Genomic DNA, 21,838 nt, shown 5'->3' with positions numbered 1-21,838 from the left:
CCTTGCTTGTCCACCAAAAAAAGGTGAAGCAGATAATTAAGCGTGAAGCCTTAATTCTTTTTTAGAAGTGAAGTACGGCTCAAGAGCTTTACGGAAACACTCTTCTCTGTCCATCGTTCCGTAATATTCTTTGCCCATCTTGATGTTTGTTGTTTTTTTCTTAGTTTGTTTCGCCATGTGATCACCTCACGTCAGTGTATTCGTGTTGGACGGTTGGACTAACCAAGAATTTTGCTTACTTTGTAATCTATCAACCTTTCACTTGTGGTAAAATCTTCTACGTGAAAGGTGGGGAGAATATATGGATTTTAAGAAAATCAGTGACAATGCTTATCTTGAATGGTTTACAGAACACGCTGGTAATCTCAGCATGTACGGTAAGGAAGACTTACCGGAATTCATGAAAGATGAAAAAGATGTTCACTTATTTCTTCAAAAATTCGCTCAAGATATCAGCTTACTAACTGTCAAAAGCTATCATTCTGAGCTTGCTAAGAAACTGAAGGAATACGACATCGACCTTGAATCCTTAGAAATTCCAAACAAGAAATAAGACAAAATTCAACTTGGCCGGGACTGGATTTTTCAATGAAGTTGGCGGCTTCATTGATGGTCCAGTTCGTGGCTGAAGCAATTACTTTTGCTTTGTTCATTTGAATCTAACTCCTTTTATTGGTTCATATTAAGAAATTCTAAATTCACGTTTTAAGTTAATTTCTAATAGTTCTGAGTCGTCAAACTGCACTTTGGCGACTTTAGAACTGAACAACATATCTACATGTTGTTTGATCCGATTCCATTCAGACTGAGACATACCATTCAACAAATCGTTTAATTGATCTATCTTCTTTTGATTCATGTTTTCACTCCTATGCTGTGTGGGATTTTTGCTTCGTTTTGTGGCAATTCTCTTCAAAAAAAAGATCTGGGAACAACTTTTCAGCCTTTTCGTTGAAGTGATTCGACATTTTAACCATTAGCTTAACACCTGGGTTTCTGTCTCCAGTCTCCATTGCCGATAAGTATTGACGAGAAATTCCTAGTTTTTTAGAAACTAAAGACTGAGAGCCTTCTCTTTTTCTTAAAGCTGTTAGTAGCTGGCGACTATTTATTTTACTCATTTGATTCACACCTCCGTTCGCCACATATCGTAACAACTTGTTGATTTCATTCTAATGCAACAATTTGTGGCTGTCAATAACTTTCGGCTCATTTTGTTGCAATTATTTTTTTGCTACATTGTGTGGCGTATAATGATAGTGGTTGTTCATAGTGAAAGTAGGTGATTTTATGCTTGGTAAAAGAATAACTTCTTTGAGAAAACAAGCTGGATTAACACAAGAAGGTTTAGCTAAAAAGCTAAATATTACACGATCTGCTTTATCGCAATATGAATTAGGTACCCGAGAACCTAATTATGATCTTCTTATAAAGATTGCTGATTATTTCGATGTATCAATCGACTTCTTACTTAGAGGCGAAAACAAAGAGACTCAAGATAAAATCTTCAACGAAGAAGCAAGAAAGATTCTTGAAGATCCTGATACTCTGGTTGCCGCTGCTGATGGAAAGATAACAGCTTCAATTTTAGAAGCAGCCCAAAGAATTATTGCTGAGCAATTAAAATCAGGGAGACAACCCGGAGATATTAAAAACGGGAACAAAAAATAATTACATAACGATCTCTTTATCTTTATTTATTATTATTGTTTAGTTTAGTTTAATTAATGCTGAACACTTCACCTCAAAATTTGAGGTAAACTATTCAGTTGAAACCATTTCAACCTCAATTTTTGAGGTGATCCGTGAGGTTATTTCTGCATTCAACCGCAAATTTTGAGGTAAAACATTCAGGGTTTTCCACTCAGATTTTAGAGAGAAAAAGTAAAAAAATCCTTTATTTAGACGATACAAAGAAAGAGATTGCACTTCATTATAAAAGGGGAAATTACAATTGAAAAAATGGTTATTAGGTATTGGAGCTTTGACTTTGAGTTTTACCTTGGCCGCATGTAATTCGGAGGACTCTTCAGCAAAAGACGATAAAGCCAAAGAGGAAAAAACACCAACAAAAACTGAAGAAAAAACGGAAGATAAGACTACGGCAAAAACAGACTCTGCAACTGATTCTTCAGCAGAAGAAAAATACAAGTTCTCCAATGAATCTGGTGACTTTACAATGTTAGCCGGCTATACAAATGATCAAAGCGACAAAGAAGAAGGTTTCATAAGCTTAGATTTTCAAGGCTTTAAACTCAAATTTATGCCTGTTCTCGTAGACCTTAAATTGTCTGATTCCATGAAACAAGAAGAAGAATTTAGTGGAAAAGATACAATCAGAGCGATTATGATCTCAACAGAGGCTGAGAACACTGCTGATCACGATGTAGACTATAACGGAGATATTACGGTTATTACAGATACAAAAGAACAGCTTACCGCTGATAGTGGACTGCTGTCTAACAATCCTATTGTTATGACCTACCAGGGTAAAGTTAAAGAGCAAGGTTATTTCTTGATTCCGTTAAAAGATCAGAAATCTACCCCTAAAGAGCTTGAGCTTAGATTCACGCCACCATATAAAGTGGAAAACGGCGCTGTAAACACCGAAACAGGTTTAATGGGTAAAGAACAAACAGTAAAAGTAAAATATACTTCTAGAGATTCATTATAAAAGAATGCCCTCATAGTGGGGCTTTTCTTTTCGCTCAAAAGAGAACATATGTTTGTTTATATTCAGTAAAATAGGTGATAAGATACAATAAAACCCATGACAAAAGTCACATCTTTGGTTATTTAAGGGAGGTTTCATCTTTGAGATATACTAACAGCCATTTAGAAGATTGGATTGAACAGCTTTACAGGGAGATCAATATAACAAAGCCACATGAGATTAATTTTGATAGAATTGCTCAGGCCTTGGACATCTTAATTGTTTACAATCCGGAAACGAGTTTTGCTCTGCGATTCAACGGCATGTATACAATTTCTTTAGATTCACGAAAGACACGACAGGAACAGTGGCTGGATTTTGCTCATGAGGTTTGCCATGATTTTAGACACATGAACGATGATAAGATCATGCCTGCTTCGTGGAAACGATATTTAGAGTACCAGGCCAATTATTTTGCGTATCACTTTTGTATACCTACTTTCATGCTCCGAGCAATGGACATCCCCCGTAATCTATACGACGCAGTTCAAGTCATTGCCGATGCCTTCAAGGTTCCAGAGTCATTTGCGATGACCCGCATCAATATGTACTTCAATAAAAAACGACTCATCATATAAAAAAAGAGCCTCTAAAGGGCTCTTAGTTTGCGATCGGTATGCATACCATTTGAAATATGGTTTCGAACGGTTTTCTCACTGATAAATAGCTCGCTTGCAATCTCCTTTGTTGTCTTATCTTGAACGAGCAATTCGAACACTTCTCTTTCTCTTTTCGTTAGCAGCGGCTTCGATTGAAATTCTTTCTCCTTCAAGTATTGTAACCCTCCTTGCTAAGGTGAGAGCGAATCAGAAACGAATGGGTTTTGATATAGTCGAGATATCATATGTAAGAAGGGCGCAGGAGGTGACGTTTACAAGATAATTAGTTTATCGTGTATGAAGAAGCGTTTCTTTCTCCTCATCTGTCCAGCTGACAGCTTTGCCGCTTTCCTTTGAGACTTGAACCATCACGACTGCCCCGGTGAAGCAGGGTTCGCCTTCGAGGTTCTCTCCGAGATAGTGCAAGGTAAGAGATGAACTGCCGACTGCGCTTGTTTTCACATAGATGCGCAATTCTTCATAAGGCATGACTTGGCGCAAATAATCGCATTGCTGGCTTGCCACGACTGTCATGGTCTGTTTGTTTTCACTCATCATATTCAGCTTTTTAAAATAAGAAATCCGCGCCTCCTCAAAATATATAAAAGGGGTTACATTATTCATATGCCCAAACATGTCTGTCTCGGAAAATCTTACGGATACCTCATTAAAAAAAGAAAAGGATGTTTTCCATTCTTGAAACGGCATATCAATATAAGCGGGAAGCTTCATCTTTTTTCATCTCCTTATTGTTTAAAAAAACCTCTCCCATGCGGAAGAGGTTTTTTCTTCTTATACTCTGTCGCTTCCGAAGAAATTGCGGAACGCTTGTAAGTTTGTATCTCTATTCAAGGCTGCAATCGAAGTGGTAAGCGGAATCCCCTTCGGACAGGATTGAACACAGTTTTGCGAGTTACCGCAATCTTGAAGGCCGCCTTCATCCATTAATGCTTCTAATCGTTCAGATTTATTCATAGCGCCTGTCGGATGCGCGTTAAACAGGCGGACTTGCGACATCGGTGCAGGCCCCATGAACTTCGATTTGCTGTTCACATTCGGGCAAGCTTCGAGGCAGACGCCGCATGTCATGCATTTTGATAATTCATATGCCCATTGACGGCGTTTTTCTGGCATTCTCGGCCCTGGTCCTAAATCGTACGTACCGTCAATCGGTATCCATGCTTTAACTTTTTTCAATGAATCAAACATTCTGCTGCGATCAACCTGCAAATCACGAACGACTGGGAATGTTTTCATTGGTTTTAAACGGATCGGCTGTTCAAGCTGGTCGATAAGCGCCGTGCAAGATTGGCGGGGTTTTCCGTTTATGACCATTGAACATGCGCCGCATACTTCCTCAAGACAGTTCATATCCCATGTGACAGGGGTTGTCTTCTCACCTTTGACATTAACCGGATTCCGGCGGATTTCCATCAGAGCGGAAATGACGTTCAGATTCGGGCGGTATGGAATCTCAAATTCTTCATCGTAAGGCGTGCTGTCGGCTGTATCTTGACGTGTGATAATAAATCGTATGGTTTTTTGTTCACTCATGATTATTTCGCCACCTTCTTCTTCGAGTAATCCCGTTTCCGAGGCGTTATCAGTGATACATCGACATCCTGATACTCAAATTCCGGCGCTTCATACGGGCTTACATGTTTAGCCATTGTTGTTTTGAGCCATTCATCATCATTACGTTCAGGATAATCCGGTTTATAATGGGCGCCCCGGCTTTCATTACGGTTGTATGCGCCAAGGGTAATCACCCTAGCAAGCTGAAGCATGTTTGAGAACTGGCGTGTGAACATCGCTCCCTGGTTGCTCCATTTTGTCGTATCATTGATGTTGATCTTTTTGAAGCGCTCCATTAACTCCTGAATTTTGTCATCCGTTTTCAAAAGCTTGTCATTATGGCGGACAACCGTTACGTTCGCCGTCATCCACTCACCGAGCTCTTTGTGAAGAACATAGGCATTTTCGGTTCCGTCCATACTCATAATATCAGCCCATTTTTCTTCTTCTTTCTTAACGTGAGCGTCGAATAATGATGAAGACATGTCTTCCGCTGAAGATTCTAAGCCGTTTACATATTTCACCGCATTCGGTCCGGCCACCATGCCTCCGTAAATCGCAGACAGCAAGGAGTTCGCTCCCAAGCGGTTGCCGCCGTGCATAGAATAATCACATTCCCCAGCCGCAAACAGTCCAGGGATGTTTGTCATTTGATCGTAATCCACCCATAAACCGCCCATAGAATAATGGACCGCAGGGAAGATTTTCATTGGAAGCTTACGCGGGTCGTCTCCCATGAATTTCTCATAAATCTCAATGATGCCGCCAAGCTTAATATCAAGCTCTTTCGGATCTTTATGAGACAGATCGAGATATACCATGTTTTCACCGTTAATGCCGAGCTTCTGGTTCACACACACATCAAATATTTCGCGTGTCGCAATATCACGCGGCACCAGGTTTCCGTATGCCGGATATTTTTCCTCCAGGAAATACCATGGTTTGCCGTCTTTATATGTCCACACGCGCCCGCCTTCACCACGCGCTGATTCACTCATCAGTCTTAGTTTGTCATCGCCCGGTATGGCTGTCGGGTGGATTTGAATGAATTCTCCGTTTGCATAATACGCTCCCTGCTGATAAACGATTGATGCAGCAGATCCTGTATTAATCATGGAGTTCGTTGATTTTCCAAAGATGATTCCCGGTCCGCCCGTCGCCATAATGACAGCGTCTGAACGGAAGGATTCAATTTGCATGTTTGTCAGGTTTTGTGCAACAATTCCACGGCAGGTTCTGTCATCATCTAAAACAGCGCCAAGGAATTCCCAGCCTTCGTATTTTGTGACCAGACCCGCAACTTCGTATCTGCGCACTTGCTCGTCCAGTGCGTAAAGCAGCTGCTGTCCCGTCGTCGCACCAGCATAAGCAGTTCTGTGGTGCTGTGTACCCCCGAATCGGCGGAAATCAAGCAGGCCTTCAGGCGTCCGGTTAAACATGACGCCCATCCGGTCTAATAAGTGGATGATCGAAGGCGCCGCTTCACACATCGCCTTGACCGGCGGCTGGTTGGCAAGAAAGTCTCCCCCGTATACCGTGTCATCAAAATGTTCCCACGGAGAGTCACCTTCCCCTTTTGTATTGACCGCTCCATTTATGCCGCCTTGCGCACAAACTGAATGAGAACGTTTGACAGGAACGATGGAAAACAATTTAACCGCCATTCCTGATTCCGCTGCTTTAATTGTCGCCATGAGGCCGGCAAGACCCCCGCCGACTACGATAATGCTTGATTGACTCATGATAGCCCCTCTCCCTCTAGTAATCTAGTACTCTTAAACAAATGCGAAAATCGCTTTTAAGCCTACGTATGACAGTGCAACAAAAATAATCAGCGTAACGTATGTCGAAATTCTTTGAGAACGAGGCGTTACCGTGATGCCCCATGTAACAGCGAAAGACCATAAACCGTTCGAGAAGTGGAAAATTGTTGATAAAACACCGACAATGTAAAAACCAAGCATAGCCGGAGAGCTCAAAATATTCGCCATCATGTCGAAATTGACCTCAGCACCCATTTGTGCGGCAATGCGGGTTTCCCACACGTGCCAGCTGACGAAAATGAGGGTGATGATACCGGTTACACGCTGCAGGACGAATAGCCAGTTTCTCATGTAGCTGTATTGGCCTGCGTTATTTTTCGCAGTAAACGCTATGTACACACCATAAACTGCATGATAAATTAATGGTAAGAAGATAATAAAAATTTCCAAGGCATACCTGAAAGGCAGACTATCCATAAAATGAGCAGCGCTATTGAATGCTTCAGCGCCCCTTGCGGCAAACTGGTTGACGACTAAATGCTGAATGAGAAAGATGCCGACCGGTATGACGCCAAGCAAGGAATGCAATCTTCGAAAATAAAACTCTCTGTTCCCAGACATTACTTTACCCCCTGTTTGATAAGTGCGAAATGTGCTAAATCTCTTCCCCCACTTCTTTCAATTGTAAGCACTTTATTAAGATTTATTGACAATTTCATTTTACTCCTCCCTCAAAAGGGCGTCAAGAAAACGCGTACATAAATTATAATTTTCCGAATTGATTAGTTGATTGAAAAATTTTATTTTATCAATATATATTTCTTGCTTAATTTTTCATAAGAATTACAGGATCATTCTGTAATCCTCCCCCCTGTTTGAGCTATAATATACGCAGGAGAGAGGGGAGACAGATATGAAGTCTAAATTTGAAGCATCTATTGACAACCTAAAAGAAATTGAAATGAACGCCTATGCCTACGAACTAATACGAGAGATCGTTCTCCCAGATATGCTTGGCCAAGATTACTCTTCCATGATGTATTGGGCAGGAAAACATCTCGCCCGTAAGTTTCCTCTTGAATCATGGGAGGAATTTCCGGCCTTCTTTGAAGAAGCGGGCTGGGGAACCCTCACCAACGTAAGCGCTAAAAAACAGGAGCTTGAATTTGAACTTGAAGGGCCGATCATTTCCAACCGGCTTAAACATCAGAAAGAACCTTGCTTTCAGCTGGAGGCTGGTTTTATCGCTGAACAAATTCAATTGATGAATGATCAGATTGCCGAATCATATGAACAAGTGAAAAAGAGAGCCGATAAAGTGGTTCTGACTGTGAAATGGGATATGAAAGACCCAGTGTAATCAAAAAGGCGGTGACTGCATAGTCCCGCCTTTTTGATTGTCATTACACAGCTGAAGGGTGTTTTGAAAGCTCAAATGCATCGTGAAGCGACTCGACTGCTTTCACCATGTCATTTTCGCTTACGACTGTTGACACTTTGATTTCAGATGTGCTGACCATTTTGATTAAAATATTTTTTTGCGCCAGTACAGCAAACATTTCAGCCGCTACACCAGGATTTGAGACCATGCCGGATCCAACAATGGATACTTTAGCCAATTTGCTTTCTGTCTCGATTTTCTCAAATTCTAGCGCGTCTTTATACTCTTCAAGCACTGCAACGGTTTGGTCTGCATCTTCTGTTTTGACAGAGAAGGAAATTCCAGTCTTGTCCTCGGCCTGCGTTTGGATAATGATATCCACATTTATGTTTCTTTTGGCAAGTGTCGTAAAAATAGTAGACAAAGTTGTCAGGCCGCTAGTCAGCCCGTAAATGGTTACTCTTGTGATTTGATCTTCAAATGCAATGCCTCTGACAATTAAATTCTGTTCCATGGATGATTCCTCCTCAATTAATGTTCCCGCTTCGGTTTCTGTACTTGAACGCACTTCTAACGGCACTTGGTAATTTTTCGCGAACTCAACTGCTCTCGGATGAAGAACACCGGCGCCTAAATTGGCAAGCTCAAGCATTTCATCGTATGAGATGCCCGCAAGTTTTCTCGCTGATTTCACATAGCGCGGATCGGTTGTAAACACGCCTGGCACGTCTGTGTATATGTCACATTTATCAGCTTTTAAAGCGGCAGCCAAAGCAACTGCTGTTGTATCTGAACCGCCCCGGCCCAATGTCGTAATTTCACAATCCTCTGTCATGCCTTGGAATCCTGCGACAATGACAATTTTTCCCTTTTCGAGCTGGTCTGCTAAAACCGATGTGTCGATATCTGTAATTCTGGCGTTTCCGTGAATGGCCTCTGTACGGATTCCCGCCTGCCAGCCAGTATAAGACACAGCGTCATAGCCTTTTTCCTGCAATGCCATTGAAAGGAGTGAAATCGTGACCTGCTCGCCTGTCGCCAGCAGCATATCCATTTCGCGTTTGCTGGGCTGGTCAGAAATAGCTTTTGCAAGGCTGACCAATTCGTCAGTGGATTTTCCCATTGCTGAAACGACGACAACGACTTGATGGCCTTTCTGTTTTTCTGCAATTGCGCGGTTTGCCGCATTTTGAATTTTTTCGACTGAGCCGACGGAAGTGCCTCCGAATTTTTGTACAATAAGACCCATGTATTACCACCCTTTACATTTTGGTTCGTGCGGGTGAGGAGAAAGAGCGCTTTGTCCACAATAAAAAAAGCAATGAGAGGAATACTCTCATTGCTTATCAATTAATCATCATAAATGATTATGAACAACGAGATAGCCCTCCAAGAAAATGATTTCTTGACAGCCTTACATTTATTCAATGCACGGCCAGCAAATAATACCGATGGGGTTTTATTTGCTTCGGCGACGCTCCCCTTTCAGCCTTTTTCACAGAATCCATCTTTCTCCAAAGGCATACTCTTGAAGTTCGCACCTCTATCTTCACCATATAACACGATCTAACTATGAAATTAGTTCACATTTTATCAGATCTTATTTAAAAGGACAACATTATTTTTGCAATTTGTCGTAAAGGAGCTGAGCCGCCGCTGCGGGAACACCGGCTTTTTTGATGTCCTCAAGGCTTGCTTCCTTCATTTTTTTAACGGAACCGAAATGCTTTAACAGCATTTTCTTTCTTTTCTCTCCGATACCCGGGATGTCGTCCAAAACGGATTGAAACGCGCTTTTTCCGCGGATTTGCCTGTGAAAACTGATTGCAAAACGGTGCACCTCGTCCTGAATGCGCTGCAGGAGGTAAAATTCCTGGCTGTTTCGTTCCAGATACACTACCTCCAGCGGATCACCGATCAGTAAATTTGAGGTTCTGTGTTTTTCATCTTTCGCTAAACCGGCGATCGGGATATCCAAGCCGAGTTCATTTTCAATGACATCCCTTGCTGCGTTGATCTGCCCTTTTCCTCCGTCAATGATGATCAGATCGGGCAGCGGCAGATTCTCACGAAGCACTCTCGTATAGCGTCTTCTGACAACCTCTCTCATAGAACCGTAATCATCCGGCCCTGTAACGGTTTTGATTTTATATTTGCGGTATTCCTTTTTGTATGGTTTGCCGTCGATAAACACAATCATCGCGGAAACCGGGTTTGTCCCCTGTATGTTTGAGTTATCAAACGCTTCAATTCTGTGCGGCGTATAAATATTTAATGCCTCACCTAGTTTCTGCACAGCCCCGATTGAACGCTCCTCGTCGCGTTCGATTAAAGAGAATTTTTCTTTCAATGCGATTTTCGCATTTTTATGGGCAAGCATGAGCAGTTCTTTTTTCGGGCCTTTCTTCGGCTGGTGAACGTTTGTTTCCAGCAGCTGCTCGATCATGGATTGATCTACGCTGTCCGGAACTAAAATCTCTTTCGGAAGGAAGTGGTTGTTTTTTGAATAAAACTGCCCGATGAACGTGAGGAACTCTTCATCTGCTTCCTGATAAAGCGGGAACATGCTGACATCGCGTTCAATGAGCTTCCCTTGGCGGATGAAAAAGACCTGCACGCACATCCAGCCCTTATCGTACGCGTACGCGAATACATCACGGTCGACTAGATCGTTCATCGTCATTTTTTGTTTTTCCATCGTTGATTCAATATGGGCAATTTGGTCACGAAGCTCTTTTGCTCGTTCAAACTCAAGATTCTCAGCAGCTTCATGCATTTTCTCTTCAAGCTCTTTTTTGACCTCATTATAGCCGCCCCTTAAGAAACGTGTAATGCTTTCAACCAGCTCTCTGTTCGTCTCTTCGGAAATATCCTTTACGCACGGAGCGAGGCATTGGCCCAGATGATAGTAAAGGCACACTCTGTCCGGGAGCTTGGAGCATTTTCTGAGAGGATACAGACGGTCGAGCAGTTTTTTTGTTTCCCTTGCTGCCTGTACATTCGGATAAGGCCCGAAATAGCGCCCTTTGTCTTTTTTGACATTGCGGGTGACAATCAGCCTTGGGTGGCGTTCATGGGTGAGTTTTATGAAAGGATAGGTTTTGTCGTCTTTGAGCATGACGTTGTATTTCGGATCATGCTTTTTGATCAGATTCATTTCTAAAATAAGCGCTTCAAGATTGGAGGACGTCACGATATATTCAAAATCCTCGATTTCCGTCACAAGCCTTTGGGTTTTCGCGTCGTGAGAACCGGTGAAGTAGGAGCGCACTCTGTTTTTCAGCACTTTTGCTTTCCCTACGTAGATCACAGTCTGCTGCCGGTCCTTCATGAGATAACAACCCGGTTGATCGGGAAGGAGGGCGAGTTTTTCTTTCAGTTGTTTGTTCATATGTTACCCTTCCTTATGTTTAATCCTTTATATCCAGTTTAACACGAACGTTTGTTTTTCTCTATGGTTCACAATTGGCGAATAAAAAAAGCGATCCCTCAATCGGAATCGCTCTGGCATGTAAGCAGCGGAAAATTAAAGATGTTTGTTTACAAGCTCTTGAAGCGCTTCTTTTGGTTTGAAGCCGACTGAAGTTTCAACTACTTCGCCGTCTTTTAACACAAGAAGAGTCGGGATGCTCATAACACCGTATTTTCCGGCAGTTTCTTGGTTTTCGTCTACATCAATTTTTACGATTTTCAGTTTGTCTCCCATTTCTTGATCCAATTCTTCAAGAACAGGTGCAATCATTTTACAAGGTCCGCACCAAGGAGCCCAGAAGTCTGCCAGTACGACGCCTTCGCTTGTTTCAGCTGAGAAAGATTGATCAGTTGCTTTTACGATAGCCATTATTGAATTCCTCCAATGTGAAATGATGATTTTTAGTATAGCATCTCCCATTCGTTCACGCTATTTTAATGCTTACAAATTATTTTTTCCTGATCACAGCCGGTTTACTCATTTTTATATGGTTGAATGGGATATGCTCTTTTTTTAAAACACAAATCTGATAATGGCCCCGATCACTACAATTGCCCCAATAATCATTAAAATGGTACGAAGCATAAGATCACATCTCCTCTTCACTGTCATGTACTTTACCATGCCCTGCCGGAGCTGTTTTAAAACCTGAAAAAGAGCGCCGGCATGAAGCTCCGGCGCTCTTGCGCGATTAAGAATCAGCACGCAGCGTAAGTAAGACGACTGACATTGGCGGGAGTTTTACTTTCAGTTTGTTTTTGCTGAGCGTGTATTGTCTGAAGGATTCCGGTTTGACATGATGAGGATCGTCAAACGTGTTATGCGCATTCATTTTTTCTGCCGTAAGAATGACTCCGGAATGGTACGCTGCCTTGTGTAGGCCTCTCAGCTCGATTTCCGCCTCCGCTTTGTTTTGGTGATCGATGTTGCAAATAGTGATATTGATATCACCTTCAGCTTGTTTCGACGCTGAAATGCTGATTTGCGGAAGCGTTTCACCCTTCCATTCATAGTCGGCAGACATTGTCTCTGTTGCTAAAAGAGAAGCGTCCTGGTGCACCTTAAACATATTGAATACATGGTACGTCGGTGTCAAAAGCATCCGCTCGCCCTCAGTCAAAATCATCGCTTGTAGAACGTTTACTGTTTGGGCGATGTTGGCCATTTGCACCCGGCGGCAATGCTGATGGAAAATGTGGAAATGAGAAGCCGCCACCAGTGCATCACGAATGGTGTTTTGCTGATATAAGAAACCGGGATTCGTGCCTGGCTCGGGATCAAACCACGTGCCCCATTCATCAATAATCAGCCCGACCCGCTGCTCCGGATCGTACCGGTCCATAATCGTGCCGTGTTTTTGAATCAATTCACCGATGTATTTGGCTTTTTTCATCGTAATAAACCATTCATCTTCCGTGAATTCTGTGGCTGATCCTTTGCCCTTCCAGAAATCCCCCGGAATCGTGTAATAATGAAGACTCAACCCGTCCATCAGGCCAGCGGCTTTTTTCATAAGCACGTCCGTCCAATTAAAATCATCCACATTTGCGCCGCCTGCAATTTTATAAATTTCATTCCCGCTGTAATTGCGGACATAAGTCTGAAAACGCCGGTACAGATCTGCGTAGTATTCGGGATGCATGTTGCCGCCACAGCCCCAGTTTTCATTACCCACGCCGAAATATTTCAGATTCCAAGGCTCTTCTCTTCCATTTTGTTTTCTCCAGTCTGACATCGGCGTGCCTTCTTCAAATGTCATATACTCAATCCACTCCGCCATTTCCTGAACGGTTCCGCTTCCGACATTGCCGCAAATATATGGCTCGCATTCAAGCAGCTCGCAAAGCATCATAAATTCATGCGTTCCGAATTCATTTGATTCAATTGTACCGCCCCAGTGAGTGTTCAGCATTGTCTTACGGTCACCGACACCGTTTGCCCAATGGTATTCGTCCGCAAAACACCCGCCCGGCCACCTGAGGACAGGAATGTGCAGCTGTTTGAGCGCCTCCAGCACGTCCTTTCGTATCCCGTTGATATTGGGGATGTCTGAGTCCGTTCCAACCCAGATCCCCTCATAAATCCCTCTTCCTAAATGCTCAGCAAAATGACCGTATATATTTTTGTTAATGGTTCCTTTTACGATATCTGTTTGAATCACTGCTTGATGTTCAGACATGCCTCTGATCATTCCTTTCATACGGATATGAAAAGCACCACAGTCAAATATGTGATCTGTCTTTTGCCTGAGGAGTCAGCATGAATGTAAGCGCTTTTAAAGTAACCATATTATATATGTTCGTACATGTCAACGACATTTTCTATTGTTTTTATATTTGTACGTATGTATTTATAAATATGAAAAAATCCCGAACTTTTAAAGTCCGGGATTTCCTTTATGAGTGTATATTCAATTGTTTGAATTCCTCAGTTAATAACGGGACAACTTCAAATAAATCACCGACGATGCCGTAATCCGCTATTTTAAAGATATCGGCTTCGGGGTCTTTATTGATGGCGACGATCACCTTGCTGTTTGACATGCCGGCCAAATGCTGGATGGCGCCGGAAATGCCGCATGCAATGTACAAATCCGGAGTGACGACTTTCCCGGTCTGCCCGATTTGGAGCGCGTAATCGCAATAATCAGCGTCACATGCCCCGCGAGAAGCCCCGACTGCGGCCCCTAGCACCTCTGCAAGCTCCTGCAGCGGCTGAAATCCTTCCTTGCTTTTGACTCCTCGGCCGCCCGCAACGATAATTTTCGCTTCGGAGAGATCAACACCGTCCGCCGTTTTTTTCACGACCTCTTGAATCACAGTGCGGAGGTCAGTAAGAGAGACATTCATGCTTTCGATGCTTCCCGATCTGCTGATGTCTTTTTCTGAAGCTTGAATGTTATTGGGGCGAATTGTTGCAAAGATCATCGGATCGGTTGAAATGACGCGTTCAAAAGCTTTCCCCGAGTAAATCGGGCGTGTGAACACAACATTCCCTCCGGTAACGCTTACATCTATAGCATCAGAAATTAAGCCTGTTTGCAGACGGGCAGCAAGCTTCGGTGAAAGATCCTTGCCCATTGCCGTATGCCCGAATATGACTGAATCAGGATTTTCTTGCTCGATAACACCTCTCATGACCTGGCTGTACCCGTCTGCCGTGTATGTTTTCAGCTTCGGGTCCTCAGCGGTAAGAACTTTATCTGCTCCGTAATGAATAAGCTCTTGTGCAATGCTTTGTACATTTTCACCGATGAGAACACCGATGACTTCCCCGTCTCCTGAAATGGTTCTTCCTGCAGCTATTGCTTCAAAGGTGACATTCCGCAATTCCCCATCGCGTATTTCTCCAAGCACGATCACTTTTTTTCCCATTCTAACATCCCCCTGTTTCTTTGAATGTCCAAGCTTTAAATGACTTTAGCTTCGCTGCGGAGCAATGAGACAAGCTCTTTTGCCTGTTCGGCAGGCTCACCTTGGAGAAGCTTCCCGGCTTCTTTTTTCGGCGGCAGAAAACGCTCAATGGTTTTCAGCTTTGGTTCAGCATCCTCTTCGTCCAGGTCAAGATCATCAAGTTCAAGCTCTTCAAGCGGCTTTTTCTTAGCCTTCATAATTCCCGGAAGCGATGGATAGCGCGGCTCGTTTAAGCCCTGCTGAGCTGTGACAAGCAATGGGAGCGTCGTTTTGATTTTTTCAACATCCCCTTCGACGTCCCTTTCTGCTTCTGCATCAGTGCCGTTGATTTCGAGTTTGGTGATCGTAGTGATACACGGAATGTCCAGTAGCTCGGCAAGCCGAGGCGCCACTTGTCCTGATCCTCCGTCAATGGCAACATTTCCGCCGAGAATCAAATCAAACTCCTGATTCTTCAAATAGTGGTATAAAACTTGAGAAATGGAATATTGGTCGGGTTCTTCAAGATCATCTTCTATGTTGATTAAAACAGCTTGGTCACAACCCATGGCAAGCGCCGTACGCAATTCTTTCTCCGCTTCTTCACCGCCGACCGTGACAGCGGTGATCGTGCCGCCATGCTTTTCCTTCAACTGGATGGCTTCTTCTATCGCGTACTCATCATATGGATTAATGATCCATTCCGCTCCGTCATCCTGAATCTTTCCTGTTTCAATGACGATTTTTTCTTCTGTGTCAAACGTCCGTTTCATCAGTACAAATAGATTCATGATCATATCCCCTTTTATTCGCCTTTGAACTGAGGCTTTCTTTTTTCGAGAAATGCCTGGATGCCTTCCTTGGCGTCCTCTGACTCAAATGCTTCCCCAAATCGCTTTGCTTCAAGCTTTAAGCTGCCTTCATAGGAATACACCTTGTTGGAATAAAGAAGCTCAAGCAAAGATGCCAGCGTTTGCGGGCTTTTCTCTGCAAACTTAGCGGCAAGTGCTTTTGCTTTTTCAATCACTTCTGCCTCATCTTTCGCTCCAATTGAGACAAGTCCGAGATCAAGCGCTTCTTTTCCGGATATCGGTTCTCCTGATCCGATGAGCTCTAATGCTTTGGCTGTACCGACATATCTCGGAAGGCGCTGTGTCCCCGCAAAACCCGGAATGATACCGAGATTAAGCTCCGGGAGCCCCAGCTTAGCATCTTCTGTTGCGATTCTGATATGACAGGCCATCGCAAGCTCCAGCCCGCCTCCGAGAGCAGCGCCGTGAATCGCTGCGATAATCGGTTTTGGAAAGCTTTCGATTCTCTCCATTAACTGCTGGCCGCGCTCAGCGAGCAATGAGGAATCCTCATTGCCTTTAAGCGATGTAAATTCTTTAATATCAGCGCCGGCTGAGAAAAATCTTCCCTCGCCGTGAATGATAATGCTTCGAACGCCTGCATCTGTCTCACATTGATCAAGACAGGAAGACAGCTCTTCTAATATCCGGCTGGAAAGCGCATTTGCCGGCGGATTGTGAATCGTCAAAACTGCCACAAATTGATCAACTGCCAGTGATATTGCATTCATAGGACAGAACTCCTTTACTTATTATGAATTCCGGACACCAATAATTCTAAAACGCTGTCTGAAAGCGCAGCAAGATCGTACTTTTGGTCATTCATCACCCATGTTGTCACGGTTTCGTCAATCGTTCCAAAAATCATCTGCCGGGCGAGGCGGACGTCGAGGCCTTCTTTTAATTCGCCTGATTGTATGCCTTCCGTCAAAATGCCATCCAAAATATTTAAGTAGCCTTTTAATATTTCGTTGATTTTTTGGCGCAGCTCCAAGTTGGATTGGCGGAGCTCAAGCTGCGTGACAATTGCGAGATTATGGTCACCCGCTAAAAGGGAAAAATGCTTTGAAATCACAAGCGCCAATTTCTCTTTCGCTGTTGCTTTTTCTTTAATGTCCTCTTCCATCCGCTCAATAAATTGACCCATTTTTTCTTTGAAAAGAGAAATTAAAATATCTTCTTTGTTTTTAAAATAGAGATAGATGGTGCCGTCCGCTACTCCGGCTTGTTTGGCAATTTTGGATACCTGTGACTGGTGGTAGCCGTTTTCTGCAATGACTTCTACTGCTGCATCAATAATCTGCATATACTTTGGCCGTTTTTGCTTCAATGTTCATCGTTCCTTCCTATAGAAATGAATGACTATTCATTCATAATTTTATGATAAGAAGGATTTTCAGGTTTGTCAAGTTTATTCATAGGCGTTCTCTTTTTTTATTTGATATGATGATTTTCGGTTTCCTCATCAAGTAAACGCCTTCTTAAAATTTTTCCCACCGCCGTTTTCGGCAGCTCTTTTCTGAACTCATAGGCTTTGGGCACCTTATAGGGAGCTAGTCGAGATCTCGCAAAGGCATCCAGTTCTTCTGCATCGGCTTTTGCGCCTTTCTTTAATACGACAAATGCTTTTACTGTTTCTCCCCTGTAGGAATCGGGAACGCCTGCGACAACAATTTCCTGGATGGCTTCATGTTCATAAAGCGCTTCTTCTACCTCACGCGGGTAAATATTGTAACCGCCGGCAATGATGATATCCTTCTTCCTGTCAGCAATATAGAAAAAGCCTTCTTCATCCATATAGCCCATGTCCCCGGTGAACAGCCAGCCATCTCTCAGCACTGCGGCGGTTTCCTCTGGTTTATTCCAGTATCCTTTCATGACTTGCGGACCTTTTACAATGATTTCTCCATGCTCATACGGAGCGGCAAGCTCATCCGTCTCTTCAGAATAGATCGCAGCGTCCGTACTCGGCCAAGGACAGCCGATACTGCCCGGCTTGTTTTTTCCCCAGATAAAATTGGCGTGCGTCACTGGGGATGCCTCAGACAAACCATAGCCTTCCACAAGCTTTCCGCCAGTCACCTTTTCAAATTTCTGCTTTACCTCCACGGGGAGCGCGGCTGATCCGCTAAGACAGCTTTTAATGGATGACAGATCATAATGCTGCAATTCGGGGTGATGCAAAAGGCCAATGTAAATTGTCGGTGCGCCAGGAAAGAGCGTCGGTTTGTGTTTGTCGATGATTTTAAGTGTTTCGAGCGGATCAAACTTAGGAAGAAGAATCATTTCGAAGCCTAGTTTAATCGAATAGTTCATGACTGCCGTCAGTCCGTAGACATGAAAAAACGGGACGATGCCCAGCACTTTTTCAGCGCCTTCTTTCACGTCATACATCCAAGCGGCGCACATTTCAGTATTTGCCAAAATATTTTGGTGCGTGAGCATGACCCCTTTTGGAGCTCCGGTTGTTCCTCCGGTATACTGGAGGACAGCGATATCATGCTCAGGATCGATCTTCGGGATTGTCAGGAGTTCAGTTTTTTCCTGCTTCATACTGGAAGCGAACGTGTGAATGTTAGCTGTTTTGTCAAAGTCGATATGCACTTTTTGTTTTTGCGTCAGCGGGTAAAGAATATTCTTCGGAAAAGGCAAATAGTCTTTTACGCTGGTTATCAAAATCTGGTCAACTATTGATAACGTTTTCATTTTTATTGCCTTCGGGAAAAGCAAATCTAAGGTGATGATTACACTTACCTGAGCATCTCTAAGCTGGTATTCAAGCTCATGCTCGGTATAAAGCGGATTCGTCTGCACCACGATGCCACCGGCAAACAAGACGCCATAATAAGAAATCACTGTTTGCGGGCAATTGGGCAGCATAACAGCCACTCTGTCTCCTTTTTGCAGGCCATTGACCTGCAAAAAAGCTGCAAGTTTAAGAGCATCCGTCAGAATGTCATGAAAGGTGAGTTTTTTTCCATAAAACGATATTGCGGTTTTATCAGGGAATCGTGCGGCGGAGTCTGTCAGGATGGATTGCAGGGTTTCATTCGGCAACGGAAGCTCATGCGGGATATCGTTGGGATACTCGGCAAGCCACGGCTTTTGAGACTGCATAAAACCTCCCCTTTCGATTTTAGAGATCCACCTTATCATTATAGCAGATGGACGGCAAAAAAAAGAAAAAGAAAGGTAAATCTTTCTTTTTCTCATAATATGAACAGATATATAAGACCAATTAACAAAAAGATTCCCGCCGCGGCGAGCAGTATTTTCGCAAGCTTTTCCATTTATTCTCCGTCCCCTTATATTCCGGCTGCCACTACAAATGAAAGCCCGACAGAAATGACAAATGAAATAAAGCCGACAGCCCGGTTATCATTTTCGATTTCCTGATCAATTTTAAACCGCGGAGTCAAAAACTCAAAAATAAAGTAGCTGATCAGAAGCATAACAAACCCGTAAACGCCCCAGCCGATCATTTGCAGCAGCGAATTATGCTGGGAGATGGAATGCTGAAATACGTTTGCGATTCCCAAAATTTTTCCGCCGGTCGCCATTGCCACCGCAAGATTTCCTTTTTGAATCTCTTCCCAGTTTTTATAAGCCGTCACCAGCTCAAACACAGTCAAAAAGAGGACGAGGCAGAGAACCGCGACACTGTAATATGCCGCGATTTCCACAAGCTCGTTTTCCCAAAAATCACTCATGGCCATACTCCCTTTTATTTTAGTTCAACAACCGTAACGCCTGATCCTCCCTCACCTGCTTCACCGAAACGGGAACTTTTGACGCTGCGGTGGTTTTTCAGAAGATCCTGTACGCCTTTTCTTAAAGCGCCGGTTCCTTTTCCGTGGATGATTGACACTCTTGGATATCCGGCTAACACCGCATCATCCAAGTATTTTTCAACCCGGCTGAGGGCATTTTCATAGCGTTCGCCGCGGAGATCAAGTTCAAGAGATACGTGATAGTCCTTTCCCTTGACCGCTGTAATGATTTTTTCTTTTTTTGGCTCCGGAGCTGATTTGATAAACTCCAGATCTTTTTCTTTTACTTTCATCTTTAAAATACCGATTTGAACATTCCATTCATTGCCGCCTGTTTTTTCGAGCAATGTTCCTTTTTGCCCGAAAGTGAGGACTTTCACCTCGTCGCCAGGCTTAAAGTTGCGTTTTTGCGCTTTCGGCTTTTCCGGTTTCTTGGACTTTTCAAAAGCCGGCATAGCGCCTTCTAACCGTTTCTTCGCGTTAATCAGCTCGTGATCCTTGAAGGATTTGTGTTCTTCTTTTATGGAGCGCAATTCATGAATAATGTCCTCGGCTTCTTTCATTGCCGCTTTTACTTTTTCAGCAGCCTGCTGTTCTGCCTCTTCAAGCATTTTGTCTTTTTTGCTGTTAAGCTCGATGATTTGCTGCTGCAGCTCTTTATGCAGTTTTTCCGCTTCTTTTCTGATTGATTCTGTCTCAGAAAGCTCTTCTTCCGCACGTTTTTTGCTTTGTTCCAGCGACGCAATCATCGTATCGACTTCGTTATGCTCGGCCGTCATTTCTGACTTCGCCTGCCCGATGACATGGTCCGGGAGCCCGAGGCGTTTTGAAATTTCGAAAGCATTGCTTCGACCCGGCACACCAATTAAAAGTTTATAGGTCGGTGACAGCGTTTCGATGTCAAATTCAACGCTGGCATTCATGACGCCTTCTCTGTTATAGCCGTACGCCTTCAATTCCGGATAATGCGTCGTAGCTAACACTCGTGCATTGGTGCGATGCACGTCATCCAAGATGCTCATGGCGAGGGCCGCCCCCTCCTGCGGATCTGTCCCTGCACCAAGTTCATCGAAAAGCACAAGGCTGTTTTCATTGACCTGTTCTAAAATGCCGACAATGTTCACCATATGGGATGAGAACGTACTTAAACTTTGCTCAATCGACTGTTCATCACCGATATCAGCGAATACGTGCTCAAATACTGCCGCTTCTGACCCTTCATCTGCCGGGATATGAAGACCTGATTGCGCCATTAAGGTTAGCAGGCCTAACGTTTTAAGGGTGACTGTTTTCCCCCCGGTGTTTGGCCCTGTGATGACAATGGTTGAAAAATCGCGGCCAAGCTCGATGTCATTGGCAACAACCTGGTCAGGCGGAAGCAATGGATGGCGGGCTTTTTTCAAACGGATAAAGCCGGTGTCGTTCATAATCGGTTTTGTCGCTTTAACCGCTTTTGCATATCTAGCTTTTGCAAAAATAAAGTCAAGCGTCTGCAGCACTTGCAAATCTAGAAATAGCTCCTCTGTATACTCTGCCGTTTTCTCTGTCAGCACACGCAAAATCCGTTCAATTTCTTGCTTTTCTTTCACTTTCGCCTGCTGAAGGGAATTGTTCATATCTACAATCGCCTGCGGTTCAATGAATAATGTCGCACCAGAGGATGAGGTGTCGTGCACAATTCCTCCATAGCTGGATCTGTACTCCTGTTTGACCGGGATCACAAAGCGGTCATTCCGAATCGTAACAATCGTATCAGACAGCATTTTCGAAGCGGAAGAGGAACGCAGCATCGACTCTAACCGGTCTCTGACTCTTGATTCGAGTGTTCTGAGCTGTGTGCGGATTCCTCTTAATGTTTCCGATGCATGATCAAGCACTTCTCCGTGATCATCAATGCAGGAATTAATGTCCCGCTCTAAATCGGACAGCGTGATAAGCTGTTCAGCATGCTGATGGATCAGCGGAATGTCGACACCGTCTTCAGCCATTTGGGTGATAAAACGTTTCATTTGTTTAACTGCATAAAGCAGGCCTGAGATTTCAGTGAATTCAGAAGGACTGAGAACGCTGCCGATTTCCGCCCGTCTTAACGCTCCTCTGATATCTACAAGGCCGCCAAATGGCGCTTGGCCTCTCAGCCGGATAATGTCAGAAGCTTCGTCTACTTCATCCAGCTGTTTTTTGATTTCGTCTATAGAAGCAGAAGGCTTAAGCTCGAGAAGCATTTCTTTTCCGAGCGATGAAGCGGCATGCCCAATAACCTGTTCTTTCACTTTATGAAATTCAAGAGCTGATAATACTTTTTGCTGCACGATTGTGTGA

Annotated in this window: 24 protein-coding genes and 1 riboswitch; of the genes, 5 read left to right on the top strand and 19 right to left on the bottom strand. The window is 43.7% G+C overall.

The window, feature by feature from the left end; translation table 11 throughout:
- Positions 1-36: 36 nt before the first annotated feature.
- Positions 37-177, bottom strand: a complete 141-nt coding sequence (locus NYE22_RS06915) for a hypothetical protein (RefSeq protein WP_017696669.1) — start codon at positions 175-177, stop codon at positions 37-39.
- Between the two features lie 124 nt (positions 178-301).
- Here NYE22_RS06915 and NYE22_RS06910 point away from each other — a divergent pair, with 124 nt between their 5' ends.
- Positions 302-553 carry a hypothetical protein gene (locus NYE22_RS06910; protein WP_041345248.1) on the top strand — a complete coding sequence of 84 codons (252 nt, stop codon included), beginning with the start codon at positions 302-304 and terminating at the stop codon, positions 551-553.
- Positions 554-682: 129 nt separating this feature from the next.
- Here NYE22_RS06910 and NYE22_RS06905 read toward each other — a convergent pair whose 3' ends face one another.
- On the bottom strand, positions 683-859 hold the full coding sequence (locus NYE22_RS06905; RefSeq protein WP_162868980.1) for a hypothetical protein: 177 nt from the start codon (positions 857-859) through the stop codon (positions 683-685).
- Between the two features lie 10 nt (positions 860-869).
- Positions 870-1,121 carry a helix-turn-helix transcriptional regulator gene (locus NYE22_RS06900; protein ID WP_116316241.1) on the bottom strand — a complete coding sequence of 84 codons (252 nt, stop codon included), beginning with the start codon at positions 1,119-1,121 and terminating at the stop codon, positions 870-872.
- A gap of 151 nt (positions 1,122-1,272) precedes the next feature.
- On the opposite strand from NYE22_RS06900, the gene NYE22_RS06895 reads away from it, so the two are divergent.
- From NYE22_RS06895 to NYE22_RS06885, 3 genes are all read left to right on the top strand, one after another.
- Positions 1,273-1,671 (top strand): helix-turn-helix domain-containing protein, encoded by a 399-nt coding sequence (locus tag NYE22_RS06895; RefSeq protein WP_342412404.1) that lies wholly within the window; start codon positions 1,273-1,275, stop codon positions 1,669-1,671.
- Positions 1,672-1,954: 283 nt separating this feature from the next.
- On the top strand, positions 1,955-2,674 hold the full coding sequence (locus NYE22_RS06890; RefSeq protein WP_257435898.1) for a hypothetical protein: 720 nt from the start codon (positions 1,955-1,957) through the stop codon (positions 2,672-2,674).
- Between the two features lie 140 nt (positions 2,675-2,814).
- Positions 2,815-3,291: an ImmA/IrrE family metallo-endopeptidase gene (locus NYE22_RS06885; RefSeq protein WP_032722320.1), complete on the top strand. Its 477-nt coding sequence runs from the start codon at positions 2,815-2,817 to the stop codon at positions 3,289-3,291.
- Between the two features lie 11 nt (positions 3,292-3,302).
- On the opposite strand, the gene NYE22_RS06880 is transcribed toward NYE22_RS06885, so the two are convergent.
- The 5 genes from NYE22_RS06880 to sdhC all read right to left on the bottom strand — a co-directional run bounded on the left by NYE22_RS06880 (position 3,303) and on the right by sdhC (position 7,271).
- Positions 3,303-3,485: a LuxR C-terminal-related transcriptional regulator gene (locus NYE22_RS06880; RefSeq protein WP_257435894.1), complete on the bottom strand. Its 183-nt coding sequence runs from the start codon at positions 3,483-3,485 to the stop codon at positions 3,303-3,305.
- 115 nt (positions 3,486-3,600) lie between these two features.
- Positions 3,601-4,044, bottom strand: a complete 444-nt coding sequence (locus tag NYE22_RS06875; RefSeq protein ID WP_015251520.1) for a thioesterase family protein — start codon at positions 4,042-4,044, stop codon at positions 3,601-3,603.
- A 60-nt stretch (positions 4,045-4,104) separates the two neighbouring features.
- On the bottom strand, positions 4,105-4,866 hold the full coding sequence (gene sdhB, locus NYE22_RS06870) for a succinate dehydrogenase iron-sulfur subunit (RefSeq protein ID WP_014477584.1): 762 nt from the start codon (positions 4,864-4,866) through the stop codon (positions 4,105-4,107).
- 2 nt (positions 4,867-4,868) lie between these two features.
- Entirely contained in the window at positions 4,869-6,629 is a 1,761-nt protein-coding gene (sdhA, locus tag NYE22_RS06865; protein WP_003229567.1) for a succinate dehydrogenase flavoprotein subunit, read from the bottom strand.
- Between the two features lie 33 nt (positions 6,630-6,662).
- Positions 6,663-7,271, bottom strand: a complete 609-nt coding sequence (gene sdhC / locus NYE22_RS06860; protein ID WP_003222512.1) for a succinate dehydrogenase cytochrome B558 — start codon at positions 7,269-7,271, stop codon at positions 6,663-6,665.
- Between the two features lie 292 nt (positions 7,272-7,563).
- Here sdhC and NYE22_RS06855 point away from each other — a divergent pair, with 292 nt between their 5' ends.
- Complete coding sequence (locus NYE22_RS06855) at positions 7,564-8,010, top strand: YslB family protein (RefSeq protein WP_003222508.1); 447 nt, start codon at positions 7,564-7,566, stop codon at positions 8,008-8,010.
- Positions 8,011-8,053: 43 nt separating this feature from the next.
- On the opposite strand, the gene NYE22_RS06850 is transcribed toward NYE22_RS06855, so the two are convergent.
- The 11 genes from NYE22_RS06850 to NYE22_RS06800 all read right to left on the bottom strand — a co-directional run bounded on the left by NYE22_RS06850 (position 8,054) and on the right by NYE22_RS06800 (position 21,828).
- Positions 8,054-9,280, bottom strand: a complete 1,227-nt coding sequence (locus tag NYE22_RS06850) for an aspartate kinase (protein ID WP_024572581.1) — start codon at positions 9,278-9,280, stop codon at positions 8,054-8,056.
- Between the two features lie 125 nt (positions 9,281-9,405).
- Positions 9,406-9,585, bottom strand: a riboswitch (Lysine riboswitch).
- A gap of 64 nt (positions 9,586-9,649) precedes the next feature.
- Positions 9,650-11,422 carry an excinuclease ABC subunit UvrC gene (uvrC, locus tag NYE22_RS06845; protein ID WP_014480497.1) on the bottom strand — a complete coding sequence of 591 codons (1,773 nt, stop codon included), beginning with the start codon at positions 11,420-11,422 and terminating at the stop codon, positions 9,650-9,652.
- A 135-nt stretch (positions 11,423-11,557) separates the two neighbouring features.
- Positions 11,558-11,872 carry a thioredoxin gene (gene trxA, locus NYE22_RS06840; protein ID WP_003222500.1) on the bottom strand — a complete coding sequence of 105 codons (315 nt, stop codon included), beginning with the start codon at positions 11,870-11,872 and terminating at the stop codon, positions 11,558-11,560.
- A gap of 322 nt (positions 11,873-12,194) precedes the next feature.
- Positions 12,195-13,682, bottom strand: a complete 1,488-nt coding sequence (gene abfB / locus NYE22_RS06835) for an alpha-L-arabinofuranosidase AbfB (RefSeq protein WP_072173638.1) — start codon at positions 13,680-13,682, stop codon at positions 12,195-12,197.
- A gap of 217 nt (positions 13,683-13,899) precedes the next feature.
- Positions 13,900-14,877 (bottom strand): electron transfer flavoprotein subunit alpha, encoded by a 978-nt coding sequence (gene etfA, locus NYE22_RS06830; RefSeq protein WP_072173597.1) that lies wholly within the window; start codon positions 14,875-14,877, stop codon positions 13,900-13,902.
- A 35-nt stretch (positions 14,878-14,912) separates the two neighbouring features.
- Positions 14,913-15,686 carry an electron transfer flavoprotein subunit beta gene (etfB, locus tag NYE22_RS06825; protein ID WP_021480268.1) on the bottom strand — a complete coding sequence of 258 codons (774 nt, stop codon included), beginning with the start codon at positions 15,684-15,686 and terminating at the stop codon, positions 14,913-14,915.
- A gap of 14 nt (positions 15,687-15,700) precedes the next feature.
- Positions 15,701-16,477, bottom strand: coding sequence for an enoyl-CoA hydratase (locus NYE22_RS06820; protein ID WP_038828015.1), 777 nt, complete (start codon positions 16,475-16,477; stop codon positions 15,701-15,703).
- Positions 16,478-16,491: 14 nt separating this feature from the next.
- On the bottom strand, positions 16,492-17,076 hold the full coding sequence (gene fadR, locus NYE22_RS06815; protein ID WP_014477593.1) for a fatty acid metabolism transcriptional regulator FadR: 585 nt from the start codon (positions 17,074-17,076) through the stop codon (positions 16,492-16,494).
- 104 nt (positions 17,077-17,180) lie between these two features.
- Positions 17,181-18,863, bottom strand: coding sequence for a long-chain-fatty-acid--CoA ligase LcfA (gene lcfA, locus NYE22_RS06810; RefSeq protein WP_342412403.1), 1,683 nt, complete (start codon positions 18,861-18,863; stop codon positions 17,181-17,183).
- A 188-nt stretch (positions 18,864-19,051) separates the two neighbouring features.
- On the bottom strand, positions 19,052-19,456 hold the full coding sequence (locus NYE22_RS06805) for a DUF350 domain-containing protein (protein WP_003237674.1): 405 nt from the start codon (positions 19,454-19,456) through the stop codon (positions 19,052-19,054).
- A gap of 14 nt (positions 19,457-19,470) precedes the next feature.
- Positions 19,471-21,828, bottom strand: a complete 2,358-nt coding sequence (locus NYE22_RS06800; RefSeq protein ID WP_302896754.1) for an endonuclease MutS2 — start codon at positions 21,826-21,828, stop codon at positions 19,471-19,473.
- Positions 21,829-21,838: the final 10 nt, after the last annotated feature.

It is taken from the genome of Bacillus sp. FSL K6-1560, assembly GCF_038592935.1.
Lineage (GTDB): Bacteria > Bacillota > Bacilli > Bacillales > Bacillaceae > Bacillus > Bacillus subtilis.
Note: the sequence above shows the minus strand (reverse complement) of the source record. Positions and strands in the feature narration are given on the sequence as shown.

Coding starts and splice junctions, on each gene's coding strand:
- sdhA (WP_003229567.1), bottom strand. CDS start 6,629: ATGAGTCAATCAAGCATTATCGTAGTCGGCGGGGGTCTTGCCGGCCTC.
- etfB (WP_021480268.1), bottom strand. CDS start 15,686: ATGAATCTATTTGTACTGATGAAACGGACGTTTGACACAGAAGAAAAA.
- NYE22_RS06915 (WP_017696669.1), bottom strand. CDS start 177: ATGGCGAAACAAACTAAGAAAAAAACAACAAACATCAAGATGGGCAAA.
- NYE22_RS06875 (WP_015251520.1), bottom strand. CDS start 4,044: ATGAAGCTTCCCGCTTATATTGATATGCCGTTTCAAGAATGGAAAACA.
- trxA (WP_003222500.1), bottom strand. CDS start 11,872: ATGGCTATCGTAAAAGCAACTGATCAATCTTTCTCAGCTGAAACAAGC.
- uvrC (WP_014480497.1), bottom strand. CDS start 11,422: ATGAACAAACAACTGAAAGAAAAACTCGCCCTCCTTCCCGATCAACCG.
- NYE22_RS06910 (WP_041345248.1), top strand. CDS start 302: ATGGATTTTAAGAAAATCAGTGACAATGCTTATCTTGAATGGTTTACA.
- NYE22_RS06805 (WP_003237674.1), bottom strand. CDS start 19,456: ATGAGTGATTTTTGGGAAAACGAGCTTGTGGAAATCGCGGCATATTAC.
- NYE22_RS06820 (WP_038828015.1), bottom strand. CDS start 16,477: ATGAATGCAATATCACTGGCAGTTGATCAATTTGTGGCAGTTTTGACG.
- abfB (WP_072173638.1), bottom strand. CDS start 13,682: ATGTCTGAACATCAAGCAGTGATTCAAACAGATATCGTAAAAGGAACC.
- etfA (WP_072173597.1), bottom strand. CDS start 14,877: ATGGGAAAAAAAGTGATCGTGCTTGGAGAAATACGCGATGGGGAATTG.
- NYE22_RS06850 (WP_024572581.1), bottom strand. CDS start 9,280: ATGGGTCTTATTGTACAAAAATTCGGAGGCACTTCCGTCGGCTCAGTC.
- sdhC (WP_003222512.1), bottom strand. CDS start 7,271: ATGTCTGGGAACAGAGAGTTTTATTTTCGAAGATTGCATTCCTTGCTT.
- lcfA (WP_342412403.1), bottom strand. CDS start 18,863: ATGCAGTCTCAAAAGCCGTGGCTTGCCGAGTATCCCAACGATATCCCG.
- NYE22_RS06905 (WP_162868980.1), bottom strand. CDS start 859: ATGAATCAAAAGAAGATAGATCAATTAAACGATTTGTTGAATGGTATG.
- NYE22_RS06855 (WP_003222508.1), top strand. CDS start 7,564: ATGAAGTCTAAATTTGAAGCATCTATTGACAACCTAAAAGAAATTGAA.
- sdhB (WP_014477584.1), bottom strand. CDS start 4,866: ATGAGTGAACAAAAAACCATACGATTTATTATCACACGTCAAGATACA.
- NYE22_RS06900 (WP_116316241.1), bottom strand. CDS start 1,121: ATGAGTAAAATAAATAGTCGCCAGCTACTAACAGCTTTAAGAAAAAGA.